The following is a 14,983-nucleotide window of genomic DNA, read 5'->3' as shown; positions in this document are numbered from 1 at the left end:
GGCTTAGCGCGCGGCCATCGACAGCGCCACCGCCTCGGCCACCTTGATGCCGTCGACGGCCGCCGACAGGATGCCGCCCGCATAGCCGGCGCCTTCGCCGGCGGGGAACAGGCCGCGCGTGTTCAGGCTTTGCAGGTCGTCGTCGCGGCGCTTGATGCGGATCGGCGACGAGGTGCGCGTTTCCACGCCCGTCAGCACGGCGTCGGCCTTGTAGTAACCCTTGATCTGCTTGTTGAATGCCGGGAACGCTTCGCGCAGCGCCGTGATCGCGTATTCGGGCAGGGACGGCGCCAGGTCCGTCAGGTGCACGGCCGGCTTGTACGATGGCACCACGCTGCCAAATTCCGTCGAGGCGCGGCCCGCGACGAAGTCGCCGACCAATTGCCCTGGAGCATCGTAGTTGCCGCCGCCCAGGGCAAACGCGCGCTCTTCCAACTCGCGCTGCAGGGCGACGCCGGCCAGCGGGTCGCCCGGGTAGTCGGCCGGCGTGATGCCGACGACGATGGCGCTGTTGGCGTTGCGTTCGTTGCGCGAGTACTGGCTCATGCCGTTCGTCACCAGACGGCCCGGTTCCGAGGCGGCCGCCACCACCGTGCCGCCCGGGCACATGCAGAAACTGTAGACGGAGCGGCCATTGCTGGCGTGGTGCACCAGCTTGTAGTCGGCCGCGCCCAGGATCGGGTGGCCGGCGCTGGGGCCGAAGCGGCAGCTGTCGATCAGCGATTGCGGGTGCTCCACGCGGAAGCCGATCGAGAACGGTTTCGCTTCGATGTATACGCCGCGGCGGTGCAGCATCTCGAAGGTGTCGCGCGCGCTGTGGCCGATGGCCAGCACGACGTGGTTGCTGGCGATGGTTTCACCGTTGTCCAGCACCACGCCGCGCACCTGGCCGCCGTCGGCACCTGGCTCGATGTCGAGATCGACCACTTTGCTGCTGAAGCGGTATTCGCCGCCCAGCCGTTCGATGTTCGCGCGCATTTCTTCCACCATCTTGACCAGGCGGAAGGTACCGATGTGCGGCTTGCTCACATACATGATTTCCTCAGGCGCACCCGCCTTGACGAATTCCGTCAACACCTTGCGGCCGTAATGCTTGGGATCCTTGATCTGGCTGTACAGCTTGCCGTCCGAGAAGGTGCCGGCGCCACCTTCGCCGAACTGCACGTTCGACTCGGGATTGAGCTCGCGCTTGCGCCAGAAGCCGAAGGTGTCGACCGTGCGCTCGCGCACCTGCTTGCCCCGTTCCAGGATGAGGGGGCGCAAGCCCATCTGCGCCAGGATCAGCGCCACGAACAGGCCGCACGGGCCCGTGCCGATGACGATGGGACGCGGCTCATTGGTGTGGCCGGCCAGCTGTTGGCCGCCGGCGACGAATTTATAGTCGGTGTCGGGCGCAGGCATCAGGTGGATATCGTGACCCAGGCGCGCCAGCACGGCCGCTTCGTTCTTGACTTCAACATGCAGGGAGTAAATCAACACCACGGCGCTGCGTTTGCGCGCGTCATAGCTGCGCTTGAAGACGGTAAAGCCGAGAAGCTCATCGGCGGCGATGCCGAGGCGTGCCAGGATGGCGGCCGGCAGGGCCGCTTCGTCGTGTTCGAGGGGGAGTTTTACTTCGTTGAGTCGCAACATGGTGTGTATGTTTAAAAATTGCCGGGCTCCGTATCTAGCGGAGAGTGTGCGGTGCCGCGTGAGGGTACCAAGGCGCTATTTTACCCGCATGTCCGGTTGCGGGCCATCTGGCGGGCATCCGCGCGGGCGGCGGCGCCTTGGCGCGGCAGGAAAGAATGCCGTTGCCAAAAGAAAAAATCCGGCGGCCATTGCATGGCCGCCGGATTTGTCTTGCTAACTAGCTGTTATATCTTGCCTGGCGATTAGAACGTGTAGCGGCCGCCCAGCGTGAAGTAACGGCCCACTGCGCCTGCTTGGTGCAGCGATGGATTGTAGTTGATGCGGCCGTAGGTTTGCACGTCCAGTGGTGCCATCTTGTCGAACAGGTTGGTGATCGACGCGGTGAGTTCCCATTGTTTCGTGACATTCCACTTGGCAAACAGATCCGTAGTGGTGAACGAAGCGATACGGCAGTTTTTGTACGGCACGTCGTTGGCATCGACGTCCAGGCAATCGCCCTTGACATCGTTCTTGTTGCTGATGCTGCTGACGTAGTTCATGTTGGCCGTGATGTTGACCGGACCTTGATCCCAGCCCAGGGTCAAGCGGACTTTGGTCTTCGGCGTACCGCCGTTGCCGGACAGGTTGACGTCACCGTGGGTGCCGGCAAATTCCAGTACCGTGCCATCGGCGTTGGTACGGGTGAATTCCTTCATGTACGTGACCGTTACGCCCGAGTTGAAGCGGCCGTATTCGCCGGCGTTGTACTTGCCGCGCAGATCCAGGTCGATACCCGAGGTCTTGGTCTTGCCTGCGTTCAGGTAAGGCGCCTTGACCATCAGGATAGGACCAGCCAGGCCTGGGAAGTTGCTCGTCGGTTCGCCACGAACGATTTCCGCATCTGGGTAGCCAGCCGGGTTGGCGACCACTGCGCCAGGATCGGAGCCGTTGATCTCGCCATCGCGGACGATTTTCCACCAGTCGATCGACAGGCTGATGTTCTTGATCGGCTCAAGCACCATGCCCAGGCTGTAGCTCTTCGACGTTTCCGGCTTGATGTTCTTGTTGCCGATGGTGATAGCGCCAACTTGTTGCGAAGAGCAATCGATAGGCAATTTCGTCACGGCGCAACGCACTGGATCGCTGGCGATACTGGTGAACGCTGCCACGGCGCTGTTGCCGTTTTCCGCGGCGCTAGGTGCGCGGAAACCTTCCGCATACGTACCGCGGAAAGCCACGGCCGATGCTGGCGTGAACTTGAAGCCGACTTTTGGCGTGGTCGAACGGCCATAGTCCGAGTAATCATCGCTGCGCAGCGCGAATTGCAGTTCCAGCTCTTTCATGACTGGTGCGGCGAGCTCGGCGTACAGGGCCTTGACGTTGCGCGAACCTTGCGAAGCGGAATAGCCCAGGCCAACGATATCGTTGATGTCGGTGTATGGCGTCGATTGGCTGTTGGTTTCTTCCTTGCGGTATTCGGCGCCCAGAGCGAGGCCCATCATGCCGCCTGGCAATTGGAACAGTTCGCGCGAAGCCTTGAAGTCCAGCGAGGTGCTCTTCGTCGTGCCCGAGTTGTTCAGCGTAGGCGATACCAGCGCCAGTACTTCAGGGCTGTTGATCACGCCCTTGCCGATGCGGAAGGTGCCGTTGTTCAGCGCCGTGCGCAGGGCGCTGGAACGGTAGTAGCCCGTTTGCGTGCGGTCGGTTTTGCTTTCTGCGTACATCAGGCCGGTATCGTAATCCCAGTTGGCATACGTACCCTTGACGCCGGCCAGGACACGGGTGACGGTCGTTTCGAGGTTCGACACGCGTGGACGCGATGCATCGACCCAGCGCGGACGGGCAGCGACGCCCAGGATGTTGTCCGGGTGGTTTGCCGGCATCAGCAGCTGATCCGGACCGGTGCTGGTGTTGTTGACACGGGCATTGACCAGGTCAAAGCCGGCGCCGGTCAGGCCGGACGGGGTGGTGTAGGTGTCGGCTTTCGACTTGAAGATGCCCACTTCCGTGTAGCCCTGCGCATTCGCGCCCAGCGCCAGGGTGCCGCGCATGAACAGGTTGACGTTTTCGGTCTTTGGCTGGATGGTCGCGAACTGGATCGGATCCCACATGCAGCCGCCGCGCGAGTTGTCGTTCGAATTGCCGCCTGTCGGATCGAGGTTGATCGGGTCGCACGAACCAGGCAAGTTGGTCACGTTGCCGGCAGGAGCGCCAGCGGCGTTGACTGGACGCAGGGTGCCCAGAAAGGAGCTGCCGCCCGCATTGCCGGCAGTAGTAAAGCCGGCGCGCTGGTCGCGGCCACCCCACGGACGGGCATCGGCCTGGCCGATCCACTTGTCGCGGTTGGTTTGCTTGATTTCGCCCGATTTTTTCGCATCGATGGTGGCGAAGACGTTGAATTTGTCGGTGTCCATGTCGCCGAAGCCGATGGCGCCGGAGATGCTGGTGACGGTACCGTCGCCGTGGCCGCTCTGGCCGACGTTGGCGGAGATGGTCTTGCCGACATAGTTTTGGCGCAAGATGATGTTGACCACGCCGGCGATCGCGTCGGAACCGTAAATGGCGGAAGCGCCGTCTTTCAGGATGTCGATGCGGTCCACGGCGTCGAGGGGAATCGAGTTCAAGTCGACGAAGCTGCGCTGGCCGTCATCGCCGAAGCCGTATGGCGCCGTGCGGCGGCCATTGATCAGCACGAGGGTCGAGCTGACGCTCAAACCGCGCAGCGACACGCCCGAGGCGCTACCGGCGAAACCGTTGGTGAAGGAGCCGCTGATACTGCCGTTGTTGTCGGCGGAGATGCTGCGCACGACGTCGGCGATCGAAGCCTTACCGGTTTGTTCGATATCCTTGCGGGTCAGCGTTTGAATGACCGAAATGGTTTCGGCTTCCGCGCGTTTGATGCTCGAACCGGTCACTTCGACCTTTTGAATGCTTTCGCCGCTTGTCTGTGCGTTTGCCACTTGCATGCCAAACGCAAGGCTGCCAATAAACATCAAACGGATAGACCGCGATAATCCTGTTTCCACCATCATTGCAAAACTCCTCACTTTATGAATATGCGGCACGACATCTCCTTGTATTGGAAACGCTAGCCGTCATATGTATCTATTATTTTATCGATCGTCTCATGGACGGTGTCTTTGAAACGTTTGAGTATTCAAAATTTCAAGACGTTAATGAAACCATCGCAACGACTTGGCTGTCAATTTTTATAGTGGAAGTGCATATGAAAAAACAACACAAGGTCCAGTTCGGTATTTCCTCTCTGCCGCACTGGTAGTTCCGTTCTTGGGGCGCAAGCCGCATGCCTGCGTGTTTGCAAGGCAGATGCATGCGGGCGGTGTGGCGGCAAAAGCGTTGTTTTTTTGTACTAAGTCGGAGAACGATAGACGTAAGCGCCATCATGGTGCAATATTGGGTTTCTGCATCAAAGATGTGCAGCGCTGTGCCATATTGGTGCTTAATCACCGATTGCTTTGGTGTTTTATTTATTTCTATATTTTAAAAGATAATAGCGGGTCCGCCATTTCATGAATGCGCGGATTTTCTTTGTTTTTTTATTGTATTATTCGCGATGCCTGCGCGATAAAGATGGTGCATTGAGATTCTGCATTGCGGCACGGCTGGCATTATCGGCGCGGAATTGAGGCGCACGGTAATTCTCAGTGCATTGGCCGGGCAGTGTGACGCCGCGTAATATCCATGGCGGGCCTTGCTGGCGGCAGCCAGTCCTCGGGCCGTCTGCCTGCCTTATTTACAACGGATGGGCATCGCAGATGCCGCGGGCGCGGTGCGCTGCTTTTACATACCGCCCCACAAGGCGCCCAGGGTGGCCAGTGCCGTCAAGCCCGCCGTTTCCGTGCGCAGGATGCGCGGCCCCATCGACAGGCCGATGGCGCCGGCGGCCAGCGCGGCCTTTTCTTCCGCTTCCGAAAACCCGCCTTCCGGTCCCACCATCACGGTGATCGCCTGCGGCGGCTGGTGGCGCGCCCAGTCGGTCAGCGATTGTTCCGCGCGCGGCGTCAAAATGATGCGTTTGTGTAAGTCTTGCTGGCCGCTCCAGTGATTGAAATCCTGCAAGGGCGCCAGCTGGGCCAGGCGGTTGCGTCCGCATTGTTCCGAGGCGGAAACGATAATGCCTTGCCAATGCGCGAGTTTTTTCTCGGCCCGCTCGGCGGACAGGCGCACGACGCAGCGCTGCGCCGCCAGCGGCACGATGCCGGCCGCGCCCAGTTCGATGGCTTTTTCGATGATCCAGTCCATTTTGGACGCTTCCGGCAAGGCCTGCGCCAGGGTCACGGCGTAGGGCAGCTCCGCTTCGCGCGCCACGTGCGCCTGGATTTCCGCCGTCACGCTGCGCTTGGCGACCGCCACCAGGCTGGCTTGCACTTCGCCGCCTTCGCCATTGAACAGGGTGATGAGGTCGCCCGGCGCCAGGCGCACGACCTGGATATGGTGGGCGACAGCCTCCGGCAGGGCGATGGTGGTGCCGGCAACGAGCGGCTGGGGACAGAAGAAACGCGGCATGCAAATCCTAGATTGGGCGAAACATGGGTGGGAAAGACGTCAAAGTATAGCCATTTGGCGGGCCAGTACGCCGCAATTCTAATTTGCGGCCCCCCAGTCTGGTAAAATAGTTGACTACAGAAAGCAGCCGGCTTCCCTGTCCGCGCTGTTGCACACGAATCCCAAACTCGCGACTCACCCACACCATCATGACAACTACGCTCCCGACTACCAAAATGGCCAATGCGATCCGCGCACTGGCAATGGACGCTGTACAAAAGGCCAACTCCGGCCATCCAGGCATGCCGATGGGCATGGCCGAGATCGCAGTTGCCTTGTGGAGTGGTCACTATCGCCACAATCCCGCCAATCCAAAATGGCAAAACCGCGACCGTTTCCTGTTGTCGAACGGCCACGGCTCGATGCTGCACTACGCGCTGCTGCACCTGACGGGCTACGACCTGTCGATGGATGACATCAAGGCTTTCCGCCAGATGCATTCGAAAACCCCGGGCCACCCGGAAGTCGATGTCACGCCAGGCGTGGAAACGACCACCGGCCCGCTGGGCCAGGGTATCGCCAACGCCGTCGGCATGGCCCTGTCGGAGCAACTGCTGGCCGCTGAATTCAACAAGCCTGGCCACGACATCGTCAACCACTACACCTACGCTTTCGTCGGCGATGGTTGCCTGATGGAAGGCATTTCGCACGAAGTGTGCGCGCTGGCCGGCACCCTGGGCCTGAATAAACTGATCGCCCTGTACGACGACAACGGCATTTCCATCGACGGTAAAGTGGAAGGCTGGTTCACGGACGACACCCCGGCGCGCTTCGAAGCGTACGGCTGGAACGTCATCCGCGCCGTCGACGGCCACGATGTTGCCGCCGTGTCCGCCGCCATCACCGCCGCCAAGGCTGCATCGAAGCCAACCTTGATTTGCTGCAAGACCATCATCGGCAAGGGTTCGCCGAACCTGCAAGGCGGCGACAAGGTCCACGGCGCCGCGCTGGGCGACAAGGAAATCGCCGCCGTGCGCGAATACATCGGCTGGGATGCCGCACCGTTCGAGATGCCGGCCGACGTGTACGCTGCCTGGGATGCCAAGCAACAAGGCGCCCTGCTGGAAGCGGACTGGAACGAGCGCTTTGCCGCTTACAGCCGCGAATTCCCGCAGCAAGCCGCTGAACTGAACCGCCGCATGCAGGGCGAGCTGCCACAGGCATTCGAAGCGGCCCTGAGCGCCGCCATCGCTTCCTGCGTGGAAAAGAAAGAAAACATTGCCACCCGCAAGGCCAGCCAGAACGCCATCCAGGCGCTGGCGTCGTCCTTGCCGGAATTCCTCGGCGGCTCGGCCGACCTGACCGGTTCGAACCTGACCAACTGGAAAGAGTGCGTGGCCGTGCGTTCGGGCCAGCCTGGCAACCACATCAACTACGGTGTGCGCGAATTCGGCATGAGCGCCATCATGAACGGCATCACCTTGCACGGTGGCTACATCCCGTTCGGCGCCACGTTCCTGACGTTCTCCGACTACAGCCGCAATGCGCTGCGCATGGCCGCCTTGATGAAACTGCGTTCGATCTTCGTGTTCACCCACGATTCGATCGGCCTGGGCGAAGACGGCCCGACGCACCAATCGGTCGAGCACGTCTCGTCGATGCGCTTGATCCCGAACCTGGACAACTGGCGTCCATGCGACACCGTCGAGTCGGCAGCTGCCTGGGGCGCCGCCGTGCGCCGCAAGGATGGCCCGTCGACCCTGATCTTCTCGCGCCAGAACCTGCCGTACCAGGAGCGTAGCGCCGAACAGATCGAGAACATCTTCCGCGGCGGCTATGTGCTGAACGACGTGGCCGACGCCAAGGCGATCCTGATCGCCACCGGTTCCGAAGTGGAACTGGCCGTCGCCGCCGCCAGCGCGCTGGCTGCTGAAGGCATCGCCGTGCGCGTGGTGTCGATGCCGTCGACTGACGTGTACGACCGCCAGGACGCCGCCTACAAGGCCGGCGTGCTGACGAAGGGCGTGCCGCGCGTGGCCATCGAGGCCGGCGTGACCAGCTTCTGGTACAAATACGTGGGGCTGGAAGGCGCCGTGGTCGGTATCGACACGTTTGGCGAATCGGCCCCGGCTGGCGTGCTGTTCAAGCACTTCGGCTTTACGGTCGAGAACGTCGTCGCCAAGGTGAAAGCCGTTATCGCCGGCTAATATTGATTTTTAACGGTCCTGGCGAGGTACTCGCCGGGGCCGTGCATGTACCTTCTTTTTTAATCAGGAGCAGAGTATGACGATCAAAGTTGCAATCAATGGCTACGGCCGCATCGGCCGTAATGTGTTGCGCGCTTTCTACGAAGGCGGCAAGAAACAGGATATCCAGATCGTTGCCATCAACGACCTGGGCGATGCCAAATCGAACGCCCACCTGACCCGCTACGACACCGCGCACGGCAAGTTCCCGGGCACGGTCACTGTCGAAGGCGACAACATGATCGTCAATGGCGATCCGATCCGCGTATTCGCACAGCGCAACCCTGCTGAAATCCCATGGGGCGAGCTGGGCGTGGACGTCGTGCTGGAATGCACGGGCTTCTTCACCACCAAAGAGAAAGCGTCGGCGCACTTGAAGGGCGGCGCGAAAAAAGTCATCATCTCGGCACCAGGCGGCAAGGACGTCGATGCGACCGTCGTGTTCGGCGTGAACCACTCGGTACTGAAAGCAACCGACACCGTCATCTCGAACGCTTCGTGCACCACCAACTGCCTGGCGCCGCTGGTCAAGCCATTGAACGACGCCATCGGCATCGAAACGGGCCTGATGACCACCGTGCACGCCTACACCAACGACCAGGTGCTGTCCGACGTGATGCATGAAGACCTGCGCCGCGCCCGTTCCGCCACCATGAGCATGATCCCGACCAAGACGGGCGCTGCCGCCGCCGTGGGCCTGGTGCTGCCTGAGCTGAATGGCAAGCTGGATGGCTTCGCCATCCGCGTGCCGACCATCAACGTCTCGCTGGTCGACCTGTCCTTCATCGCCAAGCGCGACACCACGGTGGAAGAAGTCAATGCCCTGATGAAGGCCGCTTCGGAAGGCGCCTTGGAAGGCATCCTGACGTACCAGACCGAACCGCTGGTATCGATCGACTTCAACCACAACCCGGCCTCGTCGAATTTCGATTCGACCCTGACCAAAGTGTCGGGCCGCCTGGTGAAAGTATCGTCGTGGTACGACAACGAGTGGGGTTTCTCGAACCGCATGCTCGACACCACCGTTGCGCTGATGTCGGCCAAGTAATTCATCAAACGCAGCAGTAAACGCACCCTCAGGGGTGCCGGGCCGCCCTGTCTGACAGGGCGGTTTTTTTATGCGCGCACGTTCCGTGCGCGCCTCGCCGGTGTTTCGCAGTCCCGGCGGCGCATCATGCATGACTACCGTTAGTTACATTCCTTCGCCGGCTGTGCCGGACAAAAAACCTTGCCTCACTCTGCCGCGGCATCCTGCTGCCGTGTCCCGTTCCGCTGCCTCGTAGACCGCCATTATTATTATCAGTTGCAATAAAAACCAGTTCTCCTGAGCCTTACATGATTCTGACAGGAACGTAAACAGTAAACTGGAAACTATTTATACGGTTAAATTTAATTCTTATTTTTTTGTATTTTTCGAATTTCGTATCGATAAATTTTATATTTAATATTTAATATTCCGTTAAGTCGTTTTATAACAACATAAACTAACATTTGTAACAAAATGAAAAAACTTGCATGCATAATAAAGTTTCATGCAGACGACGCATTCCCGCGTTTGGGAGACGTATTGCCTGCTTGGAATATGTAACGCTGCTGGCTGCCTGAATCTGAGTTGCAATAACAAAATTGACTATATAAAAAAGCACAAAGGGAAGAGTAATGTTGATCAGAGAAAAAACTAGTGTGGTCCTGGTTCGCTTGGCGCTTGGCGTAATTGCCGGTACCAGTTTGTTGACTCAAGTAGCTCATGCGCAGGACGCCAGCATGGGACCGCAGGCGACGGTGCCAGCGAAGGCTGCAGTCGAGGCCGATGGCAGCCCGGTGCAAAAAGTGTACGTGACCGGCTCGAACGTGCGCCGCATTACGCTGGAATCGGCTTCGCCGGTGCAGATCATCACGCGTGATGAACTGACGCGCGGTGGCGCGACGTCGCTCAATGAAGTGCTGCGCACGATTTCGTCGAACGTCGGCGGTATCGACGAAAACCGCACCAACGGTTTTAGCGCTGGCGCCGCCGGCTTGAACTTGCGCGGTTTCGGCAGCCAGGCAACCCTGACCCTGATCAACGGCCGCCGCCTGGCGCCTTACGCACAGCCTGAATTCCAGACGACGTTTGTCGACTTGAACTCGATTCCGGTCGGCGCGGTGGAGCGTATTGAAATCCTGAAAGACGGCGCATCGGCCATTTACGGCTCGGAAGCCATGGCCGGCGTGGTCAACATCATCCTGCGCGACAGCTTCGAAGGCCTGGAAGTGGGCGGCTCGCTGGGCCAGTCCAGCCGCAGCGATGGCGAACAGAAGCGTGCAACCATCAGCTTTGGTGCCGGCAGCCTGGTCAAGGACCATTTCAACGCCTACGCCACCCTGGACGTGCGCCAGCGCGATCCGATGTACCTGCGCAAGCGCGACGGCTACCTGAGCACGCAGGATCTGCGCGCGTATGGCTACAAGGACCGCCGCTCGCTGTACACCTACCCAGGCAATATCTACTGGACCGACAAGGCGACCAACAAGCTGGTCTCGCGCACACTGGACAACAACTGCCCGGCGGACCGCCTGGTCCCCGCCTCGCCCGTGCTGGCCGTTGGCGCCGTCGGCAATGCTTGCGTATTCGATGACTTCCAGGACAGCTCCATCAATTCCGCCGGCAAGACCGACCGTTTCGGCATCACCAGCCGCCTGACCTGGCAGCCGACCGCCAGCACCACGGTGTTCAGCGAACTGATGTTCAACCGCAACAAGGCTACCGTCACCGGCCTGCTGCATTGGGTGGCCGGCCAGACTGGCCAAGTGACGCCAGCCTTGCCGATCACGCATCCGCAATATCCGAAAGATCTGATCGGTCCTGACGGCAAGACCCTGGCAGGCGGTAACGGCACCGTGCGCGTGCGCGCTTCGCTGCGCGACTTCCCGGGCCAGGGCCAGGACAACACCACCGATTTCGGCCGCTACCTGGTCGGTGTTAAAGGTGACTTCAAGAACTGGGATTGGGAAACCGCCCTGTTGCGTACGGATAGCCAAGTGACTTCGCGCAATACCAGCGCGATCATGCTGACGCCTTTCGTCAATGCCTACAAGAACGGCACTTTCATCTTTGGCGGCGGCGCAGCCAACCAGGCCCTGTATGACTCGATCACGGCCAATTCGAAAAACACGTTCAAGTCCAGTCTGACGCAAATCGATGGCAAGATTTCCGGTGAACTGTTCAACTTGCCTGCTGGCGCCGTCGGCCTGGCGGTCGGTACCGAGTTCCGCCGTGAGAGCCTGAGCACGTCGCCCGATCCGCTCGCCGTGGAAGGCGAGTTCTATCACCAGGCGCAATTGCCGCCGGGATTTTCGAATGACCGCAACATTTCCTCGATCTATGCGGAATCGACGATTCCCCTGCTGAAATCGCTGGAAGCTCAGGTGGCGGTGCGTCACGATCACTACTCCGACTACGGCAATTCGACTACGCCGAAAGTGGGCTTGAAGTGGAGCGTGACGCCAGCGTTCATGGTGCGCGGCACCTATGCGGAAGGTTTCCGTGCACCGACCCTGGTGGAAAACTCCACCGATGTGCGCAATGCCTTCGTGTCGATTCGCGATCCATACCGTTGCAACGCCCAATACACGCTGGGCTGCTCCACTTCCAGCCCGTATCAAAGCGGCGCGAATCCGGAGCTGAAACCGGAAACGGCGAAGAGCTACACCCTGGGCCTGGCCTGGGAACCAAGCTCGTCGTTCCTGGCAACGATCGATCTGTGGCAGATCAAGCGCATCAACGAAATCAGCACCTATGACCTGGACAAGGTCCTGTCCGATCCTAGCCGCTACGCTGGCGACCCGGCCGTTGCCATCACGCGTGATCCGCTGACCGCCGCCGACAAACTCGCCGGTGCCACCGCCGGTGAAATCACCAACATCAAGATGTTGCTGACCAACGTGGCCGTGACGCAGATCCGTGGCGTGGACTTGAAGCTGACGGGCCGTGTCAACATGGGCGAGTACGGCAGTTTGCAGCCAACCCTGAACGTCAGCCACATGCAGTCGTTCAAGAACGCGCCGTCGCCAACCGACGGCCTGATCGAGTACGCTGGCACCCGCGGCACGCCGTCGGTGCAAGCTACCCTGGGCCTGGCATGGAAGAAAGCGGCCTACGCCTTGTCGGCAGATACGGTCTTCATCAGCAAGATGGCGTCGGTTGCTGATCGTACGCAAGATTGCGTATTGGCAACCGAAGGCTTCCCGGAGCTGTGCAAGGGCATTCCTTCGTTCACGGTGGTTAACCTGGGCGGCAGCTACAGCGGCTTCAAGAATACCAAGCTGAGCTTTGCCATCCAGAATGCCTTCGACCGCAAACCGCCTTTCCATCCGAACGGCACGGCGAACTACTACTCGTCGCTGCATAGCGCGATGGGCCGTTATTTCCAAATCACGGCTGATTACAGCTTCAAGTAATCGCGCGTGATGAAAAAGGCGCCGTAACCGTGAGGTGACGGCGCCTTTTTTTATCCTGCTGGGCAAGCGGCGCATGTTTGCCTTAAGGAAGTTAATGTCATTGTTTTTATCGAGGAGACTGTCATGAACCGACGCATCATTCCTGTCGTGCTTAGTACCCTGTTACTGAGTAGCGGCCTGTACAGCGCCAGCGTGCGCGCCGACGAATCCATTCCCATCGCCGAATTCTTCAAGAAAGCGGAATTCAGCGGCCGCCCCATCCTGTCGCCGGACGGCCAAAGCATGGCGGTGTTGACGCCGCGCAATGGCCGCTTTGTGCTGGCGGTCATCAATCTCGATACGCGGGCCTCGACCGTGGTGGCTTCCGATCCGGACTGGAACGTTGCCAATCCCATCTGGGTCAACAACAAACGTCTGGTGTTCAGCATCAGCAAGGGCAGCGAAGAAGTGCTGGAAAAACAGACCGGTGGTGGTTTGTTCGCCGTCAATAGCGACGGCAGCGGTTTCCGCAAGCTGGTCATCAGCGTGAAGGAATCGATGAGCACGGGCATGCCGTACAAGCCCGTATCCGTGCTGCAGCGCGTGGGCGGCGACAGCAACGACTTGATCGTCGTCAACAATGAACGGGGCCGCGATGCCGACCTGGGCGCCAGCGATGTGTTCCGTCTCGATACGACGAATGGCCGCATGGTTTTGTTGACTTTTAATAACCCGGGTGCCGTCAGCGGCTGGGTGCTCGACCACAATAATGTGATCCGCGTGGCGTCGGCCATGACGGTGGAAGAGGGCAGCAAGCGCATCGTGCAAACCGTGTACCTGCGCGATGACGAGAAGGCGCCCTGGAAAGCGATCTACAAGGCGTATCTGGATGAGGGCAAGGAAATGAATCCGCTGGGGTTTGATTTCGACAACAAGACCCTGTTCGTGGCGGGACGTTTCAATGGCCGCGACAAGGCTGGCGTGCATATCTGGAACAGCGCCAACAACACGGCGGGCGAGCTGATCGCCGAGCATGCGGAAGCCGACATCGCGGGCGGCCTGGTGTTTGACGAAGCGCGCAAGAAAGTGGTGGGCGTGGCCGTCAACGGCATGAAGCCGGAAATGTATTACTTTGACGAAGACTATGCGCGCCTGCAGGCTTCGCTCGACGCCAGCCTGCCTGGCGAGCACGTGGAATTCCAGTGGCGCGGCAACCGCGCCGTCGTCGTCACCACCGGCGTCAACAACGTGGGCAAGCTGTATTACTTCGATACGCAGATGAAGACGCTGGAACCGCTGTACAGCGTCAAGCCCTCGCTGGACGGCAAGAAGCTTTCCGAGCAGACCGTCATCCACTACAAGGCGCGCGATGGCCTGACCATCCCGGCCTACCTGACCTTGCCGGAAGGCCGTACGCCCAAGGCCCTGCCGCTGGTGGCGTATATCCACGGCGGCCCGCATGCGCGCGACGGCTTCGGCTTTGACCCGATCACGCAGATGCTGGCGTCGCGCGGCTTTGCCGTGATGCAGCCGCAATTCCGCATGTCGACCGGCTTTGGCTGGAAACACCATACGGCGGGCTGGAAGCAATGGGGCCTGACCATGCAGGATGACATCACGGACGGTATCGAGGAACTGGTCAAGCAGGGCGTGGTCGACCGCAACCGCGTCTGCATCATCGGCGCCAGCTACGGCGGCTATGCGACCATGTACGGCCTGGTGAAAAATCCCGACCTGTACAAATGCGGCATCAACTGGGTGGGCGTGACGGACGTGAAAATGCTGTTTACCGTCAACTGGTCCGATGTATCGGGCCCGGTGATGGATAACATCGGCACGAAAATGCACGGCGATCCGAAGACGGACGACGCATATTTCCGTAAAGTATCGGCGATCGATCATGCGGACAAGATCAAGGCACCCGTGCTGATGGCCTACGGTAGCGAAGACCGCCGCGTGCCCCTGATCCACGGCGAGAAAATGCGCGACCAGCTGCTCAAGCAGGGTAATACGGTCGAATGGATGGTGATGACGGGCGAGGGCCATGGCTGGTCCAAGGAAAGCAACAACATCAAGTGGGGCGAAGCCGTCTACAGCTTCATTAACCGCTATATTGGTCCGGCTGCCGGCGACAAGACCGTGCAGCAGTAATTCTGCGTAGCAAGGTGATGCCGTCCAGACCTGGTCTGGACGGCATTTTT

General features: G+C 60.0%; 8 protein-coding genes. 5 read left to right on the top strand and 3 right to left on the bottom strand.

Annotation, left to right across the window (positions count from 1 at the left end):
• Positions 1-3 precede the first annotated feature (3 nt).
• Positions 4-1,632 carry an NAD(P)/FAD-dependent oxidoreductase gene (locus J0O65_RS02370; RefSeq protein WP_215403767.1) on the bottom strand — a complete coding sequence of 543 codons (1,629 nt, stop codon included), beginning with the start codon at positions 1,630-1,632 and terminating at the stop codon, positions 4-6.
• A 242-nt stretch (positions 1,633-1,874) separates the two neighbouring features.
• The gene (locus J0O65_RS02365) at positions 1,875-4,577 is read right to left on the bottom strand and encodes a TonB-dependent receptor (protein ID WP_251373305.1); all 2,703 of its coding nucleotides are present in this window, start codon (positions 4,575-4,577) and stop codon (positions 1,875-1,877) included.
• 229 nt (positions 4,578-4,806) lie between these two features.
• Between J0O65_RS02365 and J0O65_RS02360 the strand changes: the two genes are divergently transcribed.
• The gene (locus J0O65_RS02360) at positions 4,807-5,145 is read left to right on the top strand and encodes a hypothetical protein (RefSeq protein ID WP_215403762.1); all 339 of its coding nucleotides are present in this window, start codon (positions 4,807-4,809) and stop codon (positions 5,143-5,145) included.
• A 267-nt stretch (positions 5,146-5,412) separates the two neighbouring features.
• Here the strand turns inward: J0O65_RS02360 and J0O65_RS02355 are convergent, their stop codons facing one another.
• Entirely contained in the window at positions 5,413-6,138 is a 726-nt protein-coding gene (locus J0O65_RS02355; protein WP_215403760.1) for a 16S rRNA (uracil(1498)-N(3))-methyltransferase, read from the bottom strand.
• A gap of 188 nt (positions 6,139-6,326) precedes the next feature.
• Here J0O65_RS02355 and tkt point away from each other — a divergent pair, with 188 nt between their 5' ends.
• From tkt to J0O65_RS02335, 4 genes are all read left to right on the top strand, one after another.
• Positions 6,327-8,324 carry a transketolase gene (tkt, locus tag J0O65_RS02350; protein WP_215403758.1) on the top strand — a complete coding sequence of 666 codons (1,998 nt, stop codon included), beginning with the start codon at positions 6,327-6,329 and terminating at the stop codon, positions 8,322-8,324.
• 76 nt (positions 8,325-8,400) lie between these two features.
• Positions 8,401-9,411 carry a type I glyceraldehyde-3-phosphate dehydrogenase gene (gene gap, locus J0O65_RS02345; RefSeq protein WP_152258909.1) on the top strand — a complete coding sequence of 337 codons (1,011 nt, stop codon included), beginning with the start codon at positions 8,401-8,403 and terminating at the stop codon, positions 9,409-9,411.
• Positions 9,412-10,094: 683 nt separating this feature from the next.
• Complete coding sequence (locus J0O65_RS02340; protein WP_215403755.1) at positions 10,095-12,803, top strand: TonB-dependent receptor; 2,709 nt, start codon at positions 10,095-10,097, stop codon at positions 12,801-12,803.
• Between the two features lie 123 nt (positions 12,804-12,926).
• Positions 12,927-14,933 carry a S9 family peptidase gene (locus tag J0O65_RS02335; RefSeq protein ID WP_215403746.1) on the top strand — a complete coding sequence of 669 codons (2,007 nt, stop codon included), beginning with the start codon at positions 12,927-12,929 and terminating at the stop codon, positions 14,931-14,933.
• Positions 14,934-14,983: the final 50 nt, after the last annotated feature.

The sequence above is a fragment of the Janthinobacterium sp. JC611 genome (assembly GCF_018682595.1).
Lineage (GTDB): Bacteria > Pseudomonadota > Gammaproteobacteria > Burkholderiales > Burkholderiaceae_D > Janthinobacterium.
This window is presented reverse-complemented; position numbering and strand designations above follow the sequence as displayed.

Bases quoted from the DNA above. Each gene is read 5' to 3' on its own strand.
- tkt (WP_215403758.1), top strand. From the start codon at position 6,327: ATGACAACTACGCTCCCGACTACCAAAATGGCCAATGCGATCCGCGCA.
- J0O65_RS02365 (WP_251373305.1), bottom strand. From the start codon at position 4,577: ATGCAAGTGGCAAACGCACAGACAAGCGGCGAAAGCATTCAAAAGGTC.
- J0O65_RS02335 (WP_215403746.1), top strand. From the start codon at position 12,927: ATGAACCGACGCATCATTCCTGTCGTGCTTAGTACCCTGTTACTGAGT.
- J0O65_RS02355 (WP_215403760.1), bottom strand. From the start codon at position 6,138: ATGCCGCGTTTCTTCTGTCCCCAGCCGCTCGTTGCCGGCACCACCATC.
- gap (WP_152258909.1), top strand. From the start codon at position 8,401: ATGACGATCAAAGTTGCAATCAATGGCTACGGCCGCATCGGCCGTAAT.
- J0O65_RS02370 (WP_215403767.1), bottom strand. From the start codon at position 1,632: ATGTTGCGACTCAACGAAGTAAAACTCCCCCTCGAACACGACGAAGCG.